At 31.7% G+C, this 22,339-nt stretch carries 29 protein-coding genes and 1 tRNA gene; 14 read left to right on the forward strand and 16 right to left on the reverse strand.

Going from position 1 to position 22,339, the window contains the following annotated elements; genetic code table 11:
• Window positions 1-100: 100 nt before the first annotated feature.
• Window positions 101-592, reverse strand: a complete 492-nt coding sequence (locus ABXT64_RS07870; RefSeq protein WP_443632383.1) for a metallophosphoesterase family protein — start codon at window positions 590-592, stop codon at window positions 101-103.
• 73 nt (window positions 593-665) lie between these two features.
• On the opposite strand from ABXT64_RS07870, the gene truA reads away from it, so the two are divergent.
• Both truA and ABXT64_RS07880 read left to right on the forward strand, forming a co-directional pair.
• Window positions 666-1,412, forward strand: a complete 747-nt coding sequence (gene truA, locus ABXT64_RS07875) for a tRNA pseudouridine(38-40) synthase TruA (protein WP_443632384.1) — start codon at window positions 666-668, stop codon at window positions 1,410-1,412.
• Window positions 1,413-1,460: 48 nt separating this feature from the next.
• Window positions 1,461-3,224 (forward strand): ABC transporter ATP-binding protein, encoded by a 1,764-nt coding sequence (locus tag ABXT64_RS07880; protein ID WP_443632385.1) that lies wholly within the window; start codon window positions 1,461-1,463, stop codon window positions 3,222-3,224.
• A gap of 10 nt (window positions 3,225-3,234) precedes the next feature.
• Here ABXT64_RS07880 and ABXT64_RS07885 read toward each other — a convergent pair whose 3' ends face one another.
• Both ABXT64_RS07885 and folP read right to left on the reverse strand, forming a co-directional pair.
• Entirely contained in the window at window positions 3,235-4,008 is a 774-nt protein-coding gene (locus tag ABXT64_RS07885; protein ID WP_443632386.1) for a diadenylate cyclase, read from the reverse strand.
• A 52-nt stretch (window positions 4,009-4,060) separates the two neighbouring features.
• Entirely contained in the window at window positions 4,061-4,840 is a 780-nt protein-coding gene (folP, locus tag ABXT64_RS07890; protein WP_443634942.1) for a dihydropteroate synthase, read from the reverse strand.
• A 106-nt stretch (window positions 4,841-4,946) separates the two neighbouring features.
• On the opposite strand from folP, the gene ABXT64_RS07895 reads away from it, so the two are divergent.
• The 9 genes from ABXT64_RS07895 to ABXT64_RS07935 all read left to right on the forward strand — a co-directional run bounded on the left by ABXT64_RS07895 (window position 4,947) and on the right by ABXT64_RS07935 (window position 10,851).
• Entirely contained in the window at window positions 4,947-5,483 is a 537-nt protein-coding gene (locus tag ABXT64_RS07895) for a DUF1599 domain-containing protein (protein ID WP_443632387.1), read from the forward strand.
• Window positions 5,484-5,496: 13 nt separating this feature from the next.
• Window positions 5,497-6,597: a BT_3928 family protein gene (locus ABXT64_RS07900; RefSeq protein ID WP_443632388.1), complete on the forward strand. Its 1,101-nt coding sequence runs from the start codon at window positions 5,497-5,499 to the stop codon at window positions 6,595-6,597.
• Between the two features lie 3 nt (window positions 6,598-6,600).
• Window positions 6,601-7,677 carry an ABC transporter permease gene (locus ABXT64_RS07905; protein ID WP_443632389.1) on the forward strand — a complete coding sequence of 359 codons (1,077 nt, stop codon included), beginning with the start codon at window positions 6,601-6,603 and terminating at the stop codon, window positions 7,675-7,677.
• 10 nt (window positions 7,678-7,687) lie between these two features.
• A complete protein-coding gene (locus ABXT64_RS07910; RefSeq protein WP_443632390.1) occupies window positions 7,688-8,173 on the forward strand; it encodes a TlpA family protein disulfide reductase in 486 nt (161 codons plus the stop codon).
• Window positions 8,174-8,183: 10 nt separating this feature from the next.
• The gene (tpiA, locus tag ABXT64_RS07915) at window positions 8,184-8,933 is read left to right on the forward strand and encodes a triose-phosphate isomerase (RefSeq protein ID WP_443632391.1); all 750 of its coding nucleotides are present in this window, start codon (window positions 8,184-8,186) and stop codon (window positions 8,931-8,933) included.
• Window positions 8,934-8,941: 8 nt separating this feature from the next.
• Window positions 8,942-9,775, forward strand: a complete 834-nt coding sequence (gene prmA / locus ABXT64_RS07920) for a 50S ribosomal protein L11 methyltransferase (protein WP_443632392.1) — start codon at window positions 8,942-8,944, stop codon at window positions 9,773-9,775.
• A gap of 33 nt (window positions 9,776-9,808) precedes the next feature.
• The gene (locus ABXT64_RS07925) at window positions 9,809-10,084 is read left to right on the forward strand and encodes an ATP-dependent Clp protease adaptor ClpS (RefSeq protein WP_443632393.1); all 276 of its coding nucleotides are present in this window, start codon (window positions 9,809-9,811) and stop codon (window positions 10,082-10,084) included.
• Window positions 10,085-10,339: 255 nt separating this feature from the next.
• Window positions 10,340-10,609 (forward strand): hypothetical protein, encoded by a 270-nt coding sequence (locus tag ABXT64_RS07930; RefSeq protein ID WP_443632394.1) that lies wholly within the window; start codon window positions 10,340-10,342, stop codon window positions 10,607-10,609.
• A gap of 17 nt (window positions 10,610-10,626) precedes the next feature.
• Window positions 10,627-10,851 carry a hypothetical protein gene (locus ABXT64_RS07935; RefSeq protein ID WP_443632395.1) on the forward strand — a complete coding sequence of 75 codons (225 nt, stop codon included), beginning with the start codon at window positions 10,627-10,629 and terminating at the stop codon, window positions 10,849-10,851.
• Between the two features lie 6 nt (window positions 10,852-10,857).
• Here the strand turns inward: ABXT64_RS07935 and ABXT64_RS07940 are convergent, their stop codons facing one another.
• From ABXT64_RS07940 to ABXT64_RS07990, 11 genes are all read right to left on the reverse strand, one after another.
• On the reverse strand, window positions 10,858-11,232 hold the full coding sequence (locus tag ABXT64_RS07940) for a hypothetical protein (RefSeq protein ID WP_443632396.1): 375 nt from the start codon (window positions 11,230-11,232) through the stop codon (window positions 10,858-10,860).
• A gap of 307 nt (window positions 11,233-11,539) precedes the next feature.
• Complete coding sequence (locus ABXT64_RS07945) at window positions 11,540-12,742, reverse strand: MFS transporter (RefSeq protein ID WP_443632397.1); 1,203 nt, start codon at window positions 12,740-12,742, stop codon at window positions 11,540-11,542.
• Between the two features lie 122 nt (window positions 12,743-12,864).
• The gene (gene arsB / locus ABXT64_RS07950) at window positions 12,865-13,917 is read right to left on the reverse strand and encodes an ACR3 family arsenite efflux transporter (RefSeq protein WP_443632398.1); all 1,053 of its coding nucleotides are present in this window, start codon (window positions 13,915-13,917) and stop codon (window positions 12,865-12,867) included.
• Window positions 13,918-13,919: 2 nt separating this feature from the next.
• A complete protein-coding gene (locus ABXT64_RS07955; protein WP_443632399.1) occupies window positions 13,920-14,537 on the reverse strand; it encodes an arsenate-mycothiol transferase ArsC in 618 nt (205 codons plus the stop codon).
• Between the two features lie 27 nt (window positions 14,538-14,564).
• On the reverse strand, window positions 14,565-15,452 hold the full coding sequence (locus ABXT64_RS07960) for an arsenite methyltransferase (protein ID WP_443632400.1): 888 nt from the start codon (window positions 15,450-15,452) through the stop codon (window positions 14,565-14,567).
• Window positions 15,453-15,476: 24 nt separating this feature from the next.
• Window positions 15,477-15,806: an ArsR/SmtB family transcription factor gene (locus ABXT64_RS07965; RefSeq protein ID WP_443632401.1), complete on the reverse strand. Its 330-nt coding sequence runs from the start codon at window positions 15,804-15,806 to the stop codon at window positions 15,477-15,479.
• A gap of 101 nt (window positions 15,807-15,907) precedes the next feature.
• The gene (locus ABXT64_RS07970; RefSeq protein ID WP_443632402.1) at window positions 15,908-16,363 is read right to left on the reverse strand and encodes a GNAT family N-acetyltransferase; all 456 of its coding nucleotides are present in this window, start codon (window positions 16,361-16,363) and stop codon (window positions 15,908-15,910) included.
• A 28-nt stretch (window positions 16,364-16,391) separates the two neighbouring features.
• Window positions 16,392-17,108 carry a VIT1/CCC1 transporter family protein gene (locus ABXT64_RS07975; protein WP_443632403.1) on the reverse strand — a complete coding sequence of 239 codons (717 nt, stop codon included), beginning with the start codon at window positions 17,106-17,108 and terminating at the stop codon, window positions 16,392-16,394.
• Window positions 17,109-17,319: 211 nt separating this feature from the next.
• Window positions 17,320-17,781 (reverse strand): hypothetical protein, encoded by a 462-nt coding sequence (locus ABXT64_RS07980; protein ID WP_443632404.1) that lies wholly within the window; start codon window positions 17,779-17,781, stop codon window positions 17,320-17,322.
• 49 nt (window positions 17,782-17,830) lie between these two features.
• Window positions 17,831-18,478 (reverse strand): hypothetical protein, encoded by a 648-nt coding sequence (locus tag ABXT64_RS07985; RefSeq protein WP_443632405.1) that lies wholly within the window; start codon window positions 18,476-18,478, stop codon window positions 17,831-17,833.
• A complete protein-coding gene (locus ABXT64_RS07990; RefSeq protein WP_443632406.1) occupies window positions 18,462-18,956 on the reverse strand; it encodes an RNA polymerase sigma factor in 495 nt (164 codons plus the stop codon). Before ABXT64_RS07990 ends, ABXT64_RS07985 begins: the two co-directional genes overlap by 17 nt.
• Window positions 18,957-19,192: 236 nt before the next feature.
• Here ABXT64_RS07990 and ABXT64_RS07995 point away from each other — a divergent pair, with 236 nt between their 5' ends.
• A complete protein-coding gene (locus ABXT64_RS07995) occupies window positions 19,193-19,417 on the forward strand; it encodes a hypothetical protein (protein ID WP_443632407.1) in 225 nt (74 codons plus the stop codon).
• A 431-nt stretch (window positions 19,418-19,848) separates the two neighbouring features.
• Here the strand turns inward: ABXT64_RS07995 and ABXT64_RS08000 are convergent.
• Window positions 19,849-19,922: transfer RNA gene (locus ABXT64_RS08000), tRNA-Arg, on the reverse strand.
• Window positions 19,923-19,982: 60 nt separating this feature from the next.
• Between ABXT64_RS08000 and ABXT64_RS08005 the strand changes: the two genes are divergently transcribed.
• Window positions 19,983-20,495, forward strand: coding sequence for an adenine phosphoribosyltransferase (locus tag ABXT64_RS08005; protein ID WP_443634943.1), 513 nt, complete (start codon window positions 19,983-19,985; stop codon window positions 20,493-20,495).
• A 321-nt stretch (window positions 20,496-20,816) separates the two neighbouring features.
• Here ABXT64_RS08005 and ABXT64_RS08010 read toward each other — a convergent pair whose 3' ends face one another.
• Complete coding sequence (locus ABXT64_RS08010) at window positions 20,817-21,173, reverse strand: BlaI/MecI/CopY family transcriptional regulator (protein ID WP_443632408.1); 357 nt, start codon at window positions 21,171-21,173, stop codon at window positions 20,817-20,819.
• A 178-nt stretch (window positions 21,174-21,351) separates the two neighbouring features.
• Between ABXT64_RS08010 and ABXT64_RS08015 the strand changes: the two genes are divergently transcribed.
• The gene (locus ABXT64_RS08015; protein ID WP_443632409.1) at window positions 21,352-22,308 is read left to right on the forward strand and encodes a calcium/sodium antiporter; all 957 of its coding nucleotides are present in this window, start codon (window positions 21,352-21,354) and stop codon (window positions 22,306-22,308) included.
• Window positions 22,309-22,339: the final 31 nt, after the last annotated feature.

Below are 22,339 nucleotides of genomic sequence, written 5' to 3' on the forward strand. Positions count from 1 at the left end.
ATTGATAAAATGTTGAAATTCTGAACCTAGAAATTAATGTTTTTTTTTTAGAAATTTTGTCACATTGCCTTCATGTTTTATTTTCACTTACAGCTTACAGCTATCTCTTATACTCAATCACCTCTAAATTCTGAATGGTTGAACCATCAATTTCAAAGCGAAGCATGGTTCTAACATTATGAAATCCATGAGTGCCTATAGCACCTGGATTCATGTGTAATAAACTTCTTTTTTTATCAGGCATTACTTTTAGAATATGTGAATGCCCTGTGATAAATAATTTGGGAGGATTTGCGTATATTTCTTCTCTTATTGCTGGGCTATACCTTCCAGGATACCCGCCAATATGAGTAATCCATACATCAACTTGTTCGCATAGAAAACGTTGATGTAAAGGAAACTCTAATCGAGCTTCAGCATCATCAATATTCCCATAAACAGCGCGTAGTGGTTTTAGTTTTTTAATAGTATCAGTCACATTTAAATCGCCTATATCACCTGCATGCCAAACTTCATCAGCATTACTTACATGTTTTAAAATAGCCTCATCAATATAACTATGTGTGTCGGAAAGAAGTAATATTTTTTTCACAGTTCTTTAAGAATCAAAGAAATTTTTCAAGCATAGCTTTGTGTATCTTTGCTCAGCAAAAATAAGAGAATCCTTGCGATATTTTATAGAAATAGCATATAACGGAAAAAATTATCATGGATGGCAGGTTCAACCTGACGCTATTTCTGTTCAAGAAGTTGTAGATAGAACATTATCTACCATACTTCGGAAAGAAATTAAAGTAACAGGAGCCGGTCGTACAGATGCTGGAGTTCATGCGAAACAAATGTTTGCACACTTTGATTATAATGGAAATAGTATTGAAAATTTTTCAAACTTTATTTTCAGAATAAATTCTTTTCTTCCGAAAGATATTTCAGTTCAAGATGTTTTTAAAGTACAAGAAGAAGCTCACACCCGATTTGATGCTCTAAAAAGAGAGTATGAATATGTTATTTCACTTCAGAAAAATCCATTTTCAGAAGGAACATCTTATTTAATTCATCAAAAACCGAATGTTTCATTAATGAATGAAGCTGCAAAAATATTATTGGACTATAAAGATTTTCAATGCTTCTCAAGATCAAATACCGATGTAAAAACGTATTTTTGTAGTATCAATGAAGCGTATTGGAAAGAAGAAAATTCTCAGCTAATATTTACTATTTCAGCAGATCGTTTTTTGCGAAATATGGTTAGAGCAATTGTAGGAACCTTGTTAAATGTAGGTTTTCAAAAAACGACATTAGAAGATTTTCATGAAATTATTAAAAGTAAGGATCGAACAAAAGCAGGTGCTTCTGCTCCAGCTCAAGGACTTTTTCTTACTAAAATAAAATACCCTAATACAATCTATTGAAATAATAAATTAAACATTAAATAAAATCCCTAGTCTTTAGGGAATAGTATGGCAGATTCAGGTAAGGCATTCGATTTTAAGCTTTTTGGAAGATTATTGGGATACACCAATGCGTATCGTCTTACATTTTATTATGTTGCTTTTGCTGCCGTTATCATGTCTGCATTAGGCGTAGTGCGTCCTTATTTATTGCAAATAACCATTGATAATTCTATTGTTCCTTTAGATGGAGAAAATTTATTGCTTTATATCCTATTAATGATCTCTGCATTAATATTAGAAGCATTGTTTATGTTTTCTTTTATCTTTTTTGCAAACTGGTTAGGGCAACATGTAATAAGAGACATTCGATTAAAACTCTTTAAGCTGATGTTGAGCTTTAAACTGAAATATTATGACACTAGCGCAGTAGGAAGACTAACAACAAGAGCCGTAAATGATATAGAAACTATTTCTAGTATTTTTAGTCAAGGACTATTTATGATTATTAGTGACCTTATAAAAATGGGGATGATTATTGGGTTTATGTTATATAAAAGTTGGCATTTATCTTTGATCGTATTTTCCATACTGCCTGTAATTTTATACGCGACGAGAATATTTCAGAGAGCAATGAAAGTTGCTTTTGAAGAAGTGCGATTGCAAGTTTCTAATTTAAATTCGTTTGTACAAGAACGAATTACGGGTATGAAAATAGTGCAAATTTTTACACGTGAAGAAACAGAATATAAACTGTTTAAAGCCATCAATGAAAAGCATAAAAAAGCTTGGGTAAAAACAGTTTGGTACAACTCTATATTTTTCCCTATTGCTGAAATGTCCTCATCAATTGCGATTGGTTTAGTCGTATGGTATGGTGGTTTAAATGCAGCTGAAGGTGGTGTAATTACGTTAGGACTCATCGTAGCTTTTATTGAGTTATCACAAATGTTATTTAGACCGCTTCGACAAATTGCAGATAAGTTTAATACACTACAAATGGGAATGGTTGCTGCAAGACGTGTTTTCAATGTTTTAGATACAAAAGCTCATATAGATGATTCAGGAACAAAAGAATTGTTGAACACCACGGGTGCAATCCAATTTAAAGAGGTGGATTTCTCCTATATTGAAGGAGAGGAAGTAATTAAAGGAATTTCTTTTAATGTGGAGCCAGGAGAAACTGTCGCAATTGTAGGTTCTACTGGCGCAGGAAAATCCACAATAATTAATCTATTATCTCGATTCTATGAATTAAATGGGGGTGATATTTTAATTGATAATGTATCGATTAAAGAGTATACTTTAAAATCATTGCGAAGTCATGTAGCAGTTGTATTGCAAGACGTATTTTTATTTGCAGATACCATTTTTAATAATATCACGCTAAATGATGAATCTATTTCTGAAGAAGAAACCATACATGCTGCTAAGGAAATAGGAGTGCATAAATTTATTATGTCATTGCCGAATGATTATAATTATAACGTAAAGGAAAGAGGCGTAATGTTATCATCAGGGCAAAGACAATTAATAGCATTTTTAAGAGCATATGTAAGTAATCCAAGCATTTTAATTTTAGACGAAGCAACCTCTTCAATAGACTCTTATTCAGAAGAAATGATTCAATCTGCTACCGATAAAATTACCAAAGGAAGAACCTCCATAGTAATAGCGCATCGATTAGCAACCGTTAAAAATGCAGACAAAATAATTGTGATGGATGCTGGTAAAATTGTTGAAATGGGTGCTCACAAAGAGCTGCTAAAAAAACAAGGTGGGTATTATAAAAACCTTTATGAAGTCCAATTCATGGCAGAAGAGAGTATCTAGTGAAAATCAATTAAGACAAATCATTTTCTATAAGGTTGTGCAACTCTTCAAGGTTTTCAAAGTGAACAAAATCTCCGTCTTTTAAATATGAAATTTGACCATTTTCTTCAGAAACAACTAAACTAATCGCATCTGTTTTTTCCGTGATACTTATTGCTGCTCTATGACGTAATCCAAATCGAGAAGGGATTTTAAGATCATTAGATACAGGTAAAATTACTCGAGTAGCGGTAATAAAATTTTCTTCTATAATTATGGCTCCGTCATGCAAAGGACTGTTTTTATAAAAAATACTTTCTAAAATGGGTAGATTAACTTCTACATTCATTTTATCTCCTGTGTTCTTTACAAAATCTAGGCTGTTATTTTTTTCAATAACGATTAAGACACCCGTTTTACTTTCCCCCATTTTTTTACAAGCCTTAACGATTGCTGCAACATTAGTAGAAACTTCATTTTCTTTGGATAATAATCGAAATTGTTTAATGAATTTTTTGCGAGCACTAAAATTAGTAGAACCTAACATTAGTAGAAATCTTCTAATTTCTTGTTGAAATACAACAATTAAGGCAAACATTCCTACGCCTAAAAACCCACCAAGTATCTTGCTAAATAATTCCATTTCAAGCAATTCAGTAAGTTTCCAAACGCCGTATATTATTACAATACCTATAAAAATATTGATAGCAACGGTTCCTTTCACTAATTTGTAGATATAATACAATAGGAGTGCAACTAGTACAATATCAACGATGTCTATGATGCGAATGTCTAATAATTCCAATGGATTTCGGCTTTTTGTAAAGATATTAAATTTTATAAAATATCTTAGGGGTTTAAATGTTTCCTTTTAGATTTTGCATTAAAGTTATACACTCTTTTGCTTCTTTAACATCATGCACTCTTAAAATATTTGCCCCTTTTAAAAGCGCAATTGAATGTAGCGCCGTAGTACCGTTTAATGCCTCTTTAGGACTATTTTTTAAACTTGTATAAATCATCGATTTTCTAGAGATTCCAACAAGTAAGGGCGCGTCTAAATGTTGAAATAATTCAAGATGATTCATAAGTTCAAAATTTTGTTCTTGGGTTTTTGCAAACCCGAAGCCGGGATCTAAAATCACATCTTTTATTCCTAAACTAGTTGCTTTTTTTAATTTTTCTGAAAAATAATAGAGGAGGTCTTTTGTTACATCTTCGTATTCTGTGAGGTTTACCATTGTTTTTGGAGTCCCTCTCATATGCATAACAATATAAGGTACTTTTAGTTTCGCAATGGTTTCAAACATTTGATTGTCTAGACTTCCGCCTGAAATATCATTTACGATTGCGGCTTCTGCTAAGACAGCCATTTCAGCTATTTTACTTCGGAAAGTATCTATTGAAAGAATTGCTTCAGGAAATTCTTTGTTTAACAATTGAATGACCGGAATTACTCGTTTAATTTCTTCCTCTTCGGTAACAAAATCAGCTCTAGGTCTTGAACTATAGCCGCCAACATCCAAAAAAGTTGCTCCTTCTTCTAGCATTTTTTCAGCCTTTTGAAGCACTTCTTTTTCAGAAATTAAACTGCCACCGTCAAAAAATGAGTCTGGAGTTATGTTTAAGATTCCCATTATCTTTGGGATAGATAAATCTATTAGATTACCTTTACAATTAATTGTTTTCAATTTTTTAAATTGATTTATTTAAGCGAAATTTACGGAAAATCTTACAGACCTCATGCCAGATACTTCAAAACAATATGACGACGTTATAATAAAATGTAGAAGCTTGTTTATCAATAAAATGAAGGATTATGGAAGTGCATGGCGTATTTTAAGACTTTCTTCATTAACAGATCAAATTTTTATAAAAGCGCAACGTGTCCGAGGTTTGCAGCAAAATAGTGTGCAAAAAGTAGATGAAGGGCAAGGAAGTGAATTTATCGGAATTATTAATTACTCTATAATGGCATTGATTCAATTAGAAAAAGGAGTCGTTGAAAACCCTGACATGAATCTGGAAGAAGCAATTGTAGAATACGATAAAAATAGTGGAATTACTAAGGACCTAATGATGGATAAAAACCATGATTATGGAGAAGCTTGGCGCGAAATGAGAGTGAGTTCTCTTACCGATTTAATTTTGCAAAAATTACTACGAGTAAAACAAATTGAAGACAATAAAGGGAAAACAATTGTGTCTGAAGGATTAGATGCAAATTATCAAGACATGATAAACTATGCTGTTTTTGCATTAATTCATTTAGAAGAATAAAAAAGATATAGATATGAAATTACTTGTCGGATTTTCAAGAATTTTTGTTGGGCTATTATTTATTATAAGTGGTTTAATTAAATTGAATGACCCTGTTGGGTTTTCATTTAAACTTAAAGATTATTTTGCTCCTGAAGTTTTAAATATAGATTTTTTAGTACCCTATGCATTATTAATTGCTGTTTTTGTTGTGGTATACGAAGTGATGTTAGGAGTTATGATAATAATTGGATATGCGAAAAAGTTTACCCTTTGGAGTTTATTATTAATGATTATATTCTTTACTTTTCTTACGTTTTATTCTGCGTATTTTAATAAAGTAACCGATTGCGGATGTTTTGGAGATGCAATAAAATTAACACCCTGGGAGTCCTTTACAAAAGATATCATTCTATTGGTTTTAATTTTAATTCTATACTTCGGAAGAGAATTAATCAAACCATTTTTCACCAGTTTAGTGAGAAATATTATAATATATGCAGTTTTTATTGGATGTTTATTCTTTGGGAATCATGTATTAGATCATCTTCCTGTAAAAGATTTCAGACCCTATAAAATTGAAGCTAATATTACGAAAGGAATGGAATATCCTGATAATTCAGATAAACCTATATTTGAATACCATTGGAAATTCACAAACAATGGAGAAACAAAAACGGTAATCACCAATGGAGATTTTCCAAATGAAAAGGGGGAATATGAGGTTGAAACAAAATTAATTCAGAAAGGCTACGAACCTCCTATTCATGATTTTACCATGGAACGGGATGGAGAAGATTATAAAGAAGAATTATTAGCTGAAGAAAACTTAATTGTAGTGGTTGCATATAGTATAAGTAATAGTGAAAAAGAAGGGTTTATTCCTATTCGAAAAATTACAGATGAAGCCATAAAAAAAGGGTATAAAGTTATTGGAATGTCAGCTTCAAGCCCAGAAGTTACAGAAGCATTAGTGAAAGAGTATGACCTTAATTTCGACTTTTATTTCTGTGATGAAACAACCTTAAAAACAATTATTAGAAGTTTTCCTGGGATCATGGAATTACAAAAAGGAACCATTAAACAAAAACTTCATTGGAACGATGCTTCGGATCTTAAATTGATAAAACTATAAACTGTGATTCCCTATCTACTACAAAAATTAGGTTATGCATTGCTTACCCTATTTGGTGTAGTTACCGTTATTTTTTTATTGTTCACTATACTTCCTGGTGATCCAGCTCGTATGATGTTAGGGCAAAATGAAAACGAAGAACAAATTGCGATTGTAAAGAAAAAATATGGTTTCGATCAACCTATACATAAGCAATATCTCTATTATATAAATGATTTATCACCTTTGTCATTTCACAGTGCGATTGAAGATGATTACTCTTTTCTTTCAGAAAAAAAATACAGTGCCACAAAATTATTCAAGTTAGGTGAAACGAACGTTGTTTTAAAATTCCCTTACTTACGTGAATCTTTTCAGAAAAATGGAAAACAAGTGAGTGATGTTATTTCTGAAACACTTCCAAACACTTTTGTATTAGCCGTTTCAGCCATTTGTATAGCGATGGTATTAGGTGTGTTTTTAGGAATTATTTCGGCACTGTTTAAAGAAAGTTGGATTGATAAACTCATTCAATTGTTTAGTACGTTTGGCATGAGTGTTCCTTCTTTTTTTAGTGCCATAATTTTTGCTTGGCTGTTTGGTTTTGTGTTGCATAAATACACAGGATTAAACATGACAGGGAGTTTATTTGAAGTAGACGATTTTGGTGAGGGTAAATACATTCAATTAAAAAATTTAATATTACCTGCCATTGTTTTAGGGATTAGACCACTCGCAGTAGTAAGTCAGTTAATGCGTAATTCCTTGTTAGAAATTATGACGAGAGATTATATTCGAACGGCAAAAGCAAAAGGTCTTACTTTATTTACCATTGTAAAAAAACATGCCTTAAAAAATGCTTTGAATCCAGTAGTGACTGCAATTTCAGGATGGTTTGCATCTATGTTAGCAGGAGCTGTTTTTGTCGAGTATATTTTTGGCTGGAATGGTTTAGGAAAAGAAATAGTAGATGCTTTAAATACACTCGATTTACCAATTATTATGGGAGCTGTAATAGTAATAGCTAGTTTGTTTATTATTATTAATATTTTTGTTGATGTTATTTATGGCTGGCTAGACCCTAAGATTAGAAATCAATAAATATAAACACATGAAAATTATTATAAGTTCCATTCTATTGCTGTTTGTGATTACTATTCAGGCTCAAAAGACCTCTTTTTCTTCGGAAGCACTTAATGACACCTTTGTTTCCTTTGAAGGAAATAATATTACATTTTCAGAAATATTAGAATCGCATAAAGGAAAAACTATACTCATTGACATTTGGGCTGGCTGGTGTAAGGATTGTATTATCGGAATGCCTAAGGTGAAAGAACTTCAGAAAAAAAATAAAGATGTTGTGTTTTTATTTCTATCTTTAGATAAAACGCAAGAAACGTGGAAAAAAGTAATTGATAAATATAAAATGGAAGGAGAACATTATTTTATTCCTTTAGGATGGAAAAGCCCTTTTTGTTCTTCTATTGATTTAGATTGGGTACCAAGATATATGATTGTAAATCCTGAAGGTGAAATTTCATTGTACAAAGCCATAAAGGCAGATGATGAAATTTTAATAGAAATATTAAAAAAGTAATATAATTACTATGAGAAAAAATATAGTTGCAGGAAATTGGAAAATGAATAATGACCTTCAGGAGACTGAACGTCTGTTAAATGATTTATTAGTGTACGACGTACCGGAAAACGTTTCGGTTATCGTAGCGCCAACATTTACGAATTTAGTTAGTGCCAATACGATGTTGAAAGATTCAACTATTGAGGTAGCTGCGCAAAACATGCATCAAGCTGATAATGGAGCTTTTACTGGAGAGATTTCTGCTGCGATGCTTAAAAGCGCTGGTGTAAATACTGTTATTCTTGGTCATAGCGAACGACGTGCTTATTTTTGGGAGACCAATGAACTTTTAGCAACCAAGGTAGATGCTGCATTAAAAAATGAAATGACTCTAATCTATTGCTTTGGCGAAGAGCTTGAAGATCGTAAAAACGGGAATCATTTTAACATCGTAAAAGAACAGCTAGAAGAAGGTATTTGTCATATTGCTGAAGCCGAATGGAAGAATGTGATTTTGGCTTATGAACCAGTTTGGGCAATTGGTACTGGCGAAACAGCCAGTCCAGAACAAGCGCAGGAAATGCATGAATTCATTAGAAATACCATCTTAGATACCTATAATGAAGAAGTAGCTCAAGGAGTTTCTATTTTATATGGTGGAAGTGTAAAGCCAAACAACGCGCAAGAGATTTTTGGGAAGAAAGATGTCGATGGAGGTCTTATTGGAGGAGCTGCATTAGATGCGGAAAATTTTATGGCGATTGTTAATGCATTTTAATTTTTTTTATGTCACAAGTTTATATCGAATATCATTTTTTAGTGAGTCCTATCCCTTTAGGAAATGAAATATTAATAGCAGAATTAGGCTATGCTGGTTTCGAAAGTTTTGTAGAAGACGAAACAGGAGTAAAGGCATATATTCAAAAACCCGATTGGAGTTCAACTATTTTAGATGAGGTTCAAATATTATATTCTGAAGAGTTTGAAATTTCCTATTCTTTTAAAGAAATAGAACAGGTAAATTGGAATGCCGAATGGGAGAAAAACTTCCCTTCGATTGAAGTTGATGATACATGCATCGTTCGAGCGCCATTTCATCCAGAATCTAATTTAGAATATGAGATAGTTATCGAACCAAAAATGTCTTTTGGAACGGGACACCACGAAACTACGTATATGATGCTTCAGCACATCTTAGAAACTGATTTTTCAAAAAAAACAGTATTAGATATGGGTTGTGGAACAGCAGTATTAGCTATTCTAGCTGAAATGAAAGGTGCTATAAAAATTGATGCCATTGATTTTGATGAATGGTGTTTTGAAAATTCAGAAGAAAATATTGAAAGGAATAATTGTAAAAATATCAGTCCTTATTTAGGGGATGCTTCATTGTTAGAAAATAAAAAATACGATATCATCATCGCCAATATTAATAGGAATGTTTTGTTGCAAGATATGCCTGTTTATAGAGCTTGTTTAGAAGAAGGAGGGCAATTATTTTTAAGCGGATTTTATTCAGAAGATTTAAATCTAATAAAAGATACCTGTACGAATCTTGGATTTTCATTCGTTTCAAATAAAGAAAGAAACAATTGGATTGCTGCAAAATTTGTAATTTAGAGGAGTCAATAAAAATCTAGCGATAAATTTTTTATGGGTACAAAAGAAGAAATACAAGAAGATGTTGCGATTGCTGAAAAGGAAAGCACACAGCATCAAATTATTTTGTACAATGACGATGTAAATACTTTTGATCATGTAGTTGATACCTTAATTTCTGCTTGCGAACACACGCTTGAACAAGCTGAGCAATGTTCAATTATTGTTCATTATAAAGGAAAATGTGGAGTTAAAACAGGAACGTATGATGAGTTAAAACCTAGATGTACGATGTTGTTAAATGCAGATTTAAATGCTGAAATCATATGATTTTCTTGAATTAACACACATTTCATCAAAAAATATTATTCAAAAGTTCATTTATTTAAAAATTTATATTTCATTTGTATAGCTATAGCTGAACAAAATGAACTGTGTTTATAGGTTCGGGCTTTTGAAAAATAGGAAGTTATATTCAAAAGCAGCTTATTGGATAAGTAACCGAAATTTAAAGCTAACTTCCGCTACTTTTTTTATTTTTAGTCTGTACATATTTGCTGTTGTACAAAATAATACTTTTCAATAATGAGAAGGGTTATAGTAGACTATAAGAAATTGAACGAAGATATCTTAGATCTTTTAGTAGATAAATTTCCTCATGGATATAGTGATTCAGATGTTATTTCTTTTAGAAATTCAAAAAATGAATTAATCAAAGCAGTAGAAGTACGCAACGTAGACACAATTTTTTTAGTGAAAATTGGTGTGTATTTAATCAATGCAATTGAAGATCATGATGCGCCTCTTGGTGATGAAAATATTAACCCTATTTCTGGATTTGATACAGAAGAATAACAAGCCTCAATAACTAAATGAAAACCGCTACTTTTATATCGTTCACAGAAGGATATTTTAAATTTACTTTCGAAAATGGAGAAGATATGTATTTTGAAGAAATACATCCAAAAGTATTGCATCAATACGATCTAAAAAATGATGAAACATACATAGACCAAGAGTTTAAAGTTATTTATTCTGAAAGTAATTTAGATGATGATGCGATGATTTATCGTATTGAAAATTTAAAACTTCTATAGATATTTTTAAGCTATACTCTTTAACGTAGTATTTTTAAACTGAAAGTGATACTCTTTACTTTTTTCTATGAATTGAATTTCAAAGTCTGAAGAATATGTTTCTTCATTGATCGGAAACCAATCCTTTTTTTCTTTATTGATGCAAATAAATAACCCATTTTCATCTCCAATTGCACAAAAATGTTCAAATCCGCCATCAAAAACTTCAATACCCATAAGTTTATTTAAAATATTGAATTGCTTTTCTATATCTAGTGTAGGTAACCCTATTTCAGAAATCTCAAGAAATGAATTTGAATCAAATATTTTATCAGAACTATTCTGAATATTTTTTCTTGCAATGAGTTCAACTAGGTTTTGGTCTTCATCATAAAAGTACATCGCTTTTGAATTCCAAAAATCAAAATCTTGTATTTCATTGGCTCCATCTTTTAAAATAGCTACCTTACTTTTTAGCCATTCTAGCGCTTCAATATCTTTGTTTGCAGGAATATTTATAGCAAAATGATATGGTGTGGATTCAGCACTATATTGAATTTTTAAAATGGATGTTCCAACCTGTATGAAAATATGATCACTATGTTCTTCTACTAAGGTTAGACCTAAAAAAGTAGTATAAAAAACTGCCTGTTTTTTATGTTTGAACTATATATTTTTAATTCTTTAATCTACATTCTTAAATATAAAATTAACTATTTTTCATTCTTATTTTAATAATAATAGCTGAAATAAAAGTAAGTATACTAATAAATATTATAGAAGTATTAATGCTGTAAAGATCAGCAATAACACCAGTTAGAATAGCTCCAATAGCATAGCCTAAATCTCTCCAAAGTCTAAAAATTCCTATGCTTTTCGCTCGGTCCATAGGGTTTGTGTTTTCTGCAATTGAGGCTAAAAAAGTAGGATATACCATGGCAGTTCCCCAACCTAAAATAGAAGCTAAGATCCCATAATGTACTAAAGTATCAGCATAGTAAAATAGAAAAAGAGCAATGGCTTGTATCAACATTCCTATAAATAGCATTTGTTTTTTTGAATAGACATCAGCCATTTTTCCTGTAAAAAGTTGTCCTATTCCCCAGACCCCAGGATATAAAGCAACAATTATTCCTATTTGTTCAATTGAAAAATTTTTGCTAGCAAGCAGGAGCGGGAATATTCCCCATACCATTCCATCGTTTAGATTATTTATTAATCCAGCTTGAGAGACAGTACCTAAGTTTTTGTTGGTCCATGTTGTTTCCCAAAAGATATTTTTTAAGGGAGGAATTAAACTGTTGGTACTTTCTTTTGAAACATGATGCACCGTATCTTTAATAAAAAATATACTGAATACTAATCCTAAAATTATAAGTACAATTCCAATATAGAAAGGATAGGGACGAAGACCATATTCACTAGCGATCCAACCTGTAAAAAAAGCAACTATTGCTACGGCTAAATACCCTGCAAACTCATTTAAACCCATTGCAAAGCCACGGTCTTTTTCGCCTACTAAATCAATCTTCATAACCACTGTGCTACTCCAAGCCAAACCTTGATTGATACCAAGTAAAACGTTGGCAGCAATAATCCAATTCCAGCTTTGTGCAAACATGAGCACAAATGGGATTGGTATAGCAATGATCCAACCTAGAATTAGTAGTTTTTTTCTTCCATATTTATTGGCTAATGCGCCTGTAAAATAATTGGTGATAGCTTTCGTGATTCCAAAGACTATAATAAAGGATAGAATAGCAGTTTTAACAGCTAGGCCAAATTCTTTTTCTGCTATTTCAGGAAGAATTGTACGTTCAAGACCTACCATTCCACCAACGAATGCGTTGACAATTACTAATAGACTAAATTGCTTCCAGTTTTCTTTTAAGCCTAATTTAACCTCAGTCATATCGAAGATTTGAACAACAAAGATGCAAAAGTGTTTTATGAATTCCTTTACTATTGATAAATAATTAAACTTCAACTATAATGAAATTCAATTATTTAAGTGATTTAGTCTGTTTTATTTGTCTATGCTAGCTTAGTCTTTCCATAATATTTTTTTCGCAGCCAAAAAGAAACGCGAACCAATATTATTAAGGCAGGTACTTCTACTAAAGGACCTATTACACCAGCAAAAGCTTGCCCAGAATTCAGTCCGAAAACTGCGATTGCGACTGCAATTGCTAATTCAAAGTTATTTCCTGCAGCTGTAAATGCAACCGCAGCTGTTTTGTCGTATTCAGTTCCCATTGCTTTAGTTGCAAAGAATCCAATAATAAACATAAGTAAGAAATATATTAAAAGTGGAACAGCAATAATTAATACGTCCATTGGTATTTCAACAATCAATTCGCCCTTTAAAGAAAACATGATTATAATGGTAAATAAAAGCGCAATTAGGGTCATTGGTGAAATGGTTGGAATAAACTTTTTGGTATACCATTCTTCCCCTTTAAGTTTGACTAAAATTAAACGGCTTAGAATTCCTAAAGCAAATGGAACTCCTAAATAAATTGCAACACTTTCAGCTATGGTACTAATAGATATATCTACAATAGCGCCTTCAAATCCAAAATAGGGTGGAAGTACTGTAATAAATAACCAGGCATAAAAACTATAAGCAAATACTTGAAAAATACTATTTAATGCCACTAATCCTGCGCCATATTCCGCACTTCCTTCAGCTAAATCATTCCAAACTAACACCATTGCGATGCATCTAGCTAATCCAATTAAGATAAGCCCAACCATATATTCTGGATAGTCTCTTAAAAAGGTGATAGCCAAAATAAACATAAGAACGGGTCCAACAATCCAATTAAGAATAAGTGAAATACTTAAAATTTTAGTGTTCTTAAAAACTTTAGGTAATAATCTAAAATTCACTTTCGCTAAAGGAGGATACATCATTAAAATTAATCCGATTGCAATAGGAATATTAGTAGATCCACTACTCATTGAATTAACTAGATCTGGAAAAGAGGGAGCAAAATAACCGATACCTACACCAATAGCCATGGCTAAAAAAATCCAAAGAGTTAAATAGCTATCTAAAAAGCTTAATTTTTTATTTGTTGCCATTATTATTTTTTAATTTGAGTGAATACATGCATTAAATCCGTTGCAATTTGCAAGCTTCTTTCTTTATATTTTTCAGCTTGTTGAGGGGAGTTGTCAAAAGCCTTAGGGTCTTCAAAAGTGATTGGAAATCGTTGTTCTGCTCCCGAAACAATTGGACAGCCTTCATCAGCTTGTGAACAAGTCATAATTGCAGCAAATTCAGATATAGGATTAAAATCATCATCGAATTTTTTAGAAAATCCAATAATTGGATGCTCATTGCTAGCATACTTAATACTATACACAGGATTTTTATCTTCTGAAGTTTTTTGAATATGAAATCCAGAATTTAATAAGGTTTCAGTCACCATCGGAAATAATGCGGTAGCTTCTGTTCCACCGGAATAACAAAATACTTTATGGATCTTAAAATGATATGCCATTACTTGTGCCCAAACTTGTGAAAAATGACTTCTTCGAGAGTTATGCGTACAAATAAAATTTAATCGAATTTCTTGATTCTTATCTGTTTTCGTTTGAATAAAGTCAATCAAAGGTTGAAGGATTTTTTTTCGTTCATTTGAGATGGAATTAACATTTATGGTCGATACAAAACCCTCTATTTTATTAAATAATGACATTTAGATACAATTTATAATATTAAAAAATTAACAGCAATTGGTAGCAGGATCACAACAATTTGAAGACTCAATTTCTGAAAGGTTCATTTTTTGTTTGCCTTTTTTTGTTCCAGGTTTCTCAGCATACACTGTGATACTGAAAATTCCAGTCGCTCCTTTGTTAAAATTATTGATCTCTTCCTGACTCAAATATTTGATAAGAATGTCATCTGGAATAACGATTGGTTTTTCTTTTTGAATAGTGATATTTTGAAAACCACTATCTTCTATATATTGTAAATAATCTACTTTTTGGATAGCACCTGCTACACAACCTGCATACATTTCGGCATCTTCTTTTAAAGCTATTGGTAATTCTCCCATTAATACAATATCTGAAATACTAAAATGGCCACCAGGTTTTAAAACACGGTAAATTTCTCCAATCACTTTTTGTTTATTAGGAACCAAATTCAGTACACAATTACTTACAATGACATCTGCAGTGTCATTACTTACAGGCATAGCATCAATATCTCCTACTCTAAACTCTACATTATTATATCCTAATTTTTCAGCATTGATACGTGCTTTTTCAATCATAATAGGAGTGAAATCAATACCGATAACTTTGCCATTATCACCGGCCTCATGTCGAGCAACAAAACAGTCATTTCCAGCGCCAGATCCTAAATCAATAACGGTATCTCCTTGGTTAATTTTTGCAAACTGGGTAGGTAATCCACAGCCTAATCCTAAATCAGCATCTTCTATATATCCATCTGTTTCAGAATAATCATCCATCATTATATTATACACTTTGTTAGATGTTGTTGTAGCACCACAACAGGAGGAAGCATTTTCAGCTTTTCCTTGTTCCGCAATTTTTGCGTAACGGTCTCTAACAATATCTTTTAATTCTTGTTCTTTTTTCATCTTAATTTTATTCAATTAATTTGTTTAGCAACAATTTTCTTTAGAAATGTCTTGGTCTAAAAAATGAGACATTACTTCTTTCATTTGTGTCCATTTTTCTGCATCTATACAATAACAAACACTAGTACCTTCTACGGTTCCCTTTATAAGTCCTAAGTGTTTTAATTCTTTTAAATGTTGTGATATAGTTGGTTGCGCAAGTCCAATCTTGCAAACAAGATCACCACAAACACAGGTGTCTATATTAAACAAGTGTTGCAGAATAGCTACTCTTGCAGGATGTCCAAAGACCTTTGCATACAATGCTATTTCATTTTGAAGTTCGGTAAACATTTCTGTTTTTGCTAATCCCATGCCTTAATTAATTTGTTCATTGCAATATTACGATTAAAAATTACTAGTACAATGATTAATTTAAAAAAAAAATACATTAATTTATTTCGTTTGTAAGAGTGTTATTTATCTTTTCTATACTCAAAACGTATTTTTCTAACTCCGTGGTTGGTGTCCCATTGTTTAACTTCTGTAAAACCAAATTTCTTATATAGCTCAGTTGCAGGTCCATTCTCAACGCCTGTTTCAACGGTATAGATACTCGAGTCAAATGCATTTAAAGTGAACTCCATTAGCTTTCTTGCGATTCCTTGTCTGAAAAAAAGTGGGTTTACTACTAAGCTACAAATAAGTGTAGCATTCTTATTATGATCAATTTCAATGACTCCAGCAAGTTTTTCATTATTCATGAATCCGAAAAATTCTGTGTTACTTTTTATAAAATCTTCAAGAGGTCTTTGTAGCGGGGGGAAATTAACAGCCTTTAATAATTTAGCCTCTACTGCGTATGAAACTTGAAAAACTGAACGTATTTTTTCTGAAACTTCTTTTTTATTATTTTTAAGCTGTTCAATCATTTTTGTTATGCGTTGTTGGGGGTAGCTTTTATCCGACGCTAACATTAAATAAATACCCAACCAAAGCGGTTAATCCCATTGCAACTGTTCCCCAGAATGTAATACGGATAATTGCAATTCCTATACCAGAACCACCAGCTTTTGCGGACATTGCGCCCAAAATGATTAGAAAGAAAAGAGCAAAACCATATAGTGAATATTCCATGCTCTTTAAAGGGAGAAAGAGTGTCACTAAAAAAGGAAGCAAACCACCTACTGTAAATGCTGCTCCTGATGCAAATGCCGCCTGCAGGGGCTTAGCTTGGCTAATTTCATTAATTCCTAATTCGTCTCTAACATGCGCTCCTAAGGCATCATGTTCCGTTAATTCTTGTGCTACTGTTAAGGCGGTTTCTTTTTTTAAACCTCTTTTTTCATAAATTTTAGCTAGCATTTGTAATTCGATTTCGGGCATTTCAATCAGTTCTTGCTTTTCACGTTTGATGTCTGCTTTTTCCACATCTGTTTGTGAACTTACCGATACATATTCTCCCGCTGCCATAGATAAAGCGCCAGCTACTAATCCCGCTAATGTTGCCAATATAACAGGGTCTCTAACGTCACTCGCTGCAGCAACTCCAATGGCAATACTTGCAGTTGATAAAATACCATCATTAGCACCAAGAACAGCAGCTCTCAACCAATTACTTCTGTGTATGTAATGATTGTCTAAATAATTGTCTAATTCCTCTTTTTCCTCTGCCATCTGATATGTTTATTCAAATTACAAACAACTTACTATATCAGTAACAAAGGTACTCTTTATCAGCTAATAATTCAAGATAATCATACCTTTCGGTGAGTTTTATCCTATTAAATTAAGAGTAAAACATTTCTTCTAAAAAAGGGACATAAAAAAAGCCTTCAGAAAAAAAGAAGGCTTTTAACGGTAGTTTATTATGTTTCAAAAAATAGTATTATAAACTTGACCTTTTATTTTTTAACACCCGATTGTTCTTCTCGGCTTCTAAATCTTTATTACGACCAATTGCTGATCCGATAAGCATTCCCATCGAAATTCCAATTGCAATTCCTGTCGATTCACCAAAACTAGCTCCAATAGCAACTCCAAAGCTCATACCCAAACTTATGCCTAAAGTTGTATAGTAACCCTCTGTAATTAAAGAAAAATTATCTTTCAAAAATCGCTTAAAAATAGTAAGTTTTTTATTAAAAAACCTCCTCTTATTTTCAGGATTCGATTTTAAATTCAACGTTTTAATCTCGTTATTGATTAGCAAAAATTGTTCTTCTGTTAAATCTCTAGTTTTTAAATTTGATAAAATATCAATAAAACTGTTGTACACTTTTATTTCTCGTTTGTTATCTGTCTCTTTTAATACCCTTTTAAAAAACTGAGATGCTTCAATAATTGTCATAATGTTTAATCTTTATTTGATTAATGTTCAAAATCTAAAAATATTACAATTAATTTTTAATATTTTTTAAATCTTCCATATCTGCAATTAACTCAGCAAGTTTTTTCATGATCCGCCCATACACTAAATTCAAATCCCATTTGTAAATTCGTCCGCCAAAAATTCCTAAAGTAATTGTTATTAGTAGTATTACAAGCACCCAGTACACGGGTATTTCATATAGCATATAAGGTTGATAATTTCCAAAGATTCTATTTAAAGATTCACGAATTGAACTAGAAAACCAAAATCCAGAAACCATAGCTATAAAAACGTATGGATAAATAAACCGGGACATCTTCATATTTAATAAAATTTGAGCTTGCATCCATTCATCGAAAGATTTAAGGTATTGATAACTGCTCACATTTTTATCGATCTTATTTAAGCCTTTAAACACCTTTTTATTAACGAGAACTATAACATTTAAAAGAATAAACATAAGAACTCCCATAACCGGAATTTTCACCAAAAAAGAAAGCGGTAATACCAAAAAAGAAAATATAATAAGTGCATTAAGGTTTATTTTAAACATCCTCTTAAACTTGTCTATAATATGGATAGACTTTTGATTGTAAAGGTTATTTAGTTTTGGTGCTACCATAGCATTATTGTCTAAAAAACCCTGTTTCCAAATTGATTCAATTGATTTTTCCATGTAATATTTTTTTTAATCGTTCTTTAATTCTGTTAACTCGTACTCCTATATTATTCGGTGTCGTTCCAATTATTTCGGCAATTTCTTTGTTTGGTTTTTCTTCTAAATAAAGTAAAATTACAGCTCTGTCTATTTCAGATAATTGTTTAATGGCCTCATATAAATAACTCAAATCTTCATCAGAAAAAGTTGCATTGTCTTCAGCATCTTCATTCTTATTTATAGTATCGGTACTATAGTATTGGCGTGTTCTTTTCTTCTTTTTAATTAATGTTAAACATATATTTAATGACAGTCTATAAATCCATGTTGACCATTTTGCCTCGCCACGGAATTTGTCCTTGCTTTTCCAAATTTGCAAACAGACTTCCTGATAATAATCCTCAAAATCTTCTTGAGAATCAGTATATGCCCTACAAATTTTTATAATTATCCCAGAATAGGGTAAAATTGATGATGTATAAAAATCGTTACTCAAATCTTGTTTTTTAAGGTTAGTGTTAGAAGTTATAAATTATTACACCCTTTTATTACTTTTTTTAAATTAAGATATTTAATCAGGATTCCAACATGATTTTTTATCTGATAATTGTTGACTAGAGTCTAGTCTATAATTCCTTTAAGTTACTAATTTAATAAAAAGGAATTGTATTTAACCTCGAATATATAAAAGCATTGATTCATGATTGTTGTAGATCAAATTCATTGCAATCTTTGGGTAGATCTCTTGCTGAATTCAATAAACAGATTAATAAAGATGATGAAGAAATAGCTACACTTTACAATGAGGTGAATAGCAAAATTTCAGACGGTTCAATGATGTTAACTGAACCGAAAACATTAATGAAAGATGTCCTGAAAACATATGAAGAGTTTGATGGAAATGTGAATCAGCTTAAATCTGGTATTGGTGGATTTGCAAATTCTGTGCTTAGCTAAATAGTTCCACCACCTATTTCGTTAGTCCTCAATGCTAAAGTTGATGAACTCTTGAATACTTAATTTGAAAAACAGTCAAATTGTGTGTAAGGCTTTTTTATGATCAATTTTATTGTCATTATATTTTAAAGTTAATTCTTAAATTGTAATATCTAAAATTATTTTTTATGGCATTTCACTTTCAAAATATTCCACCCTTTTCCGTTTCAAACCACAAAAAGAAAGTCTATTACTCTCGTAATAGACTTTCTGCTTGTTTGACCACGGCAAGATTACCTTCGGTGTCCTTTTGTATTCTCTTTTGCAAATAGAAAGTCCATCCGCCTTCGGCGGCTGCTTTTTTGTTTTCACTTTCCTTACAAAAGCAGGCTTTTGACGTTTTGTAAAAATAAAAAAGCCTATTACTCTCGTAATAGACTTTCTGCTTGTAGTGACCACGGCAAGATTCAAACTTGCAACCTCCTGAGCCGTAATCAGGTGCGCTATTCAGTTGCGCCACGTGGCCTTTAATGGGGTGCAAATATATTTCTTTTTACCTTTACAGCAAAATAGATTTGAATAAATGATAGAGATAGAAAATTTTATTCGCGACATACAGGGTTTTCCAAAACCAGGAATCCTCTTTAAAGACATAGCGCCTCTTTTAAATAGTCCAGAAGCAACTAGAGAATGTTTGCGTCAATTGTTGCAATTAGTGAAAAATAAACACATCGATAAAGTTGTTGGAGTAGAGTCTCGTGGTTTTTTCTTTGGCACTTTGATTGCGCAAAAATTAAATGTTGGATTTGTCCCTGTACGAAAGCCAGGAAAATTACCTTTTACCACTGTAAGTCAATTGTACGATTTAGAATATGGCACCGATAAAGTTGAAATGCACATAGATGCTATTCAGAAGGGAGATCGCGTATTAATGCATGACGATGTGCTTGCAACTGGTGGTACAGCAGAAGCAGTTTGTAAATTAATTGAAAGCCAGGGAGGGATTGTAGTGCAGTGTAATTTTATTATGACCTTAGACTTTTTAAATGGAAAGGATAAATTAAAAGGATATGATATTGCTTCGGTATTAAATTATTAATCCAATGCTTTTTTGGTCACCCAAAGGCGATAACCAAATAGTAATATTTGCCATTTCTTAGCTTTGGCCAAATCGACTCTCCTTTTTGTTAAACTTGGTAATATTGCTTTGTTGAAATTTGCTAGGGATTTAAAAAATTGCTTTTTCATGGGGTAAAAATACAATTAAAAGAATAAGGGATATTAATTTTTTGTCACCCTCATAATTCAGTCAATTAAAAGTGTCCTTTAGCGGTAAATAGTTCCTCTTTTCGGAGTGCTAAATACTTTAGATCAAGCTCAGGATTGCAGCCGGTTTTATTAGATATATAAGTGTTTAGTGTTATTCCTTTTTTTCGATGCTTTTTAATATTTCTCTAAGTTCTTTTGCGCTAATATTTTCATTTTCAACAATAAAGGAGACCATATTTTTATAGCTACTATTAAAAAAGCGCTGCGAAGCAATGTTCATAAATTGACTGCTATATGTTTCTTTAGAGATAATGGGAAAATACTGATGGGTTTTCCCAAAAGCATGATAAGATACATAGCCTTTATCTTCTAGATTTCTTACAATGGTAGAAACGGTATTGTAATGATTGCCTATAGGAAGCTCAGCTAAGATGTCTTTCACGAAGCCTTTTTCAATGCTCCATAATGCTTGAATGACTTCTTCTTCCTTATTAGTTAATTGCTCCATATATAATTTTATCTTTTGTTTCAACAAACATATAACTATAAATATAGTTATGCAACTAATTAAATAGTTATATAACTATATTTATAGTTATATGTTAAATAAATATGCAAGAAACATAGTGGTTAGAAAGATGGAATGTGCTTAAAAATAGTATCTTCGCAACAAATTAATGTTAATAATGAGTGTAGTATTTATCCTTTTAGGATTAACTTTATTAGTGGTAGGAGGTGAATTTTTAGTGCGCTCTTCCGTGGCTTTATCATTTAGATTGCATATTTCAAAAATGGTAATTGGACTTACGGTTGTCTCATTTGCAACCTCTACGCCAGAACTTTTGGTTAGTGTTCAAGCGGCTTTAGATGGTTTTTCAGATATCTCATTAGGGAATGTAATAGGTTCTAATATTGCAAATATTGGATTGGTATTAGGAATCACAGCAATTATATCTTCACTAGAAATAGATAAAGATTTTTACAAAATTAATTGGCCTTTTATGATGCTGCTTTCTGTGGCATTGTATTTTATTTTAAATTCAGGAAAGATAATTACTCGTGTAGAAGGGATCTGTTTGTTGCTTGCTTTAGTTGTGTATTTATGGGTTATAATTTCAAGGGCAAAAAAATCTCGTGAACCAAAAGAAGTTAGTAGTGATGAGGTAAATGTGTCACTTTCTAAAACTTCTGGGTTTAAAATTTCCATTTGGCTTCTTATAGGAGGTGTTGCTCTATGGGGTGGAAGTGAGCTATTGGTAAAAGGAGCTGTAGATTTAGCTCAACTAATGGGAGTTAGTGAGCGAGTAATTGCAGTAACTATGATTGCTATTGGAACAAGTGTTCCTGAATTGGCAGCATCCGTAATAGCAGCGCTTAAAAAAGAAAAAGCAATATCATTAGGGAATCTTATAGGTTCAAATATATTTAATATAGCATCAGTTTTAGGAATTACAGCTATTATCCAGCCTATTGCAGTGGTTAGTGAACAAGTATTAACTAGTGATATTTTCTGGATGTTAGCTTTTTCAGGAGCCATCATCCCTTTAGCTTTTTTACCAAAACGATATATATTAAGTAGGTATAAAGGAATTATATTATTTGTTTCTTATGCAGTTTTTATCGGCTTGATATTTTCTTCATAATTAACTTTTCAACAATAAAAGAGGGGGTGTT

The organism is Candidatus Marifrigoribacter sp. Uisw_064 (assembly GCF_047730175.1).
Classification (GTDB): Bacteria; Bacteroidota; Bacteroidia; order Flavobacteriales; family Flavobacteriaceae; genus Marifrigoribacter.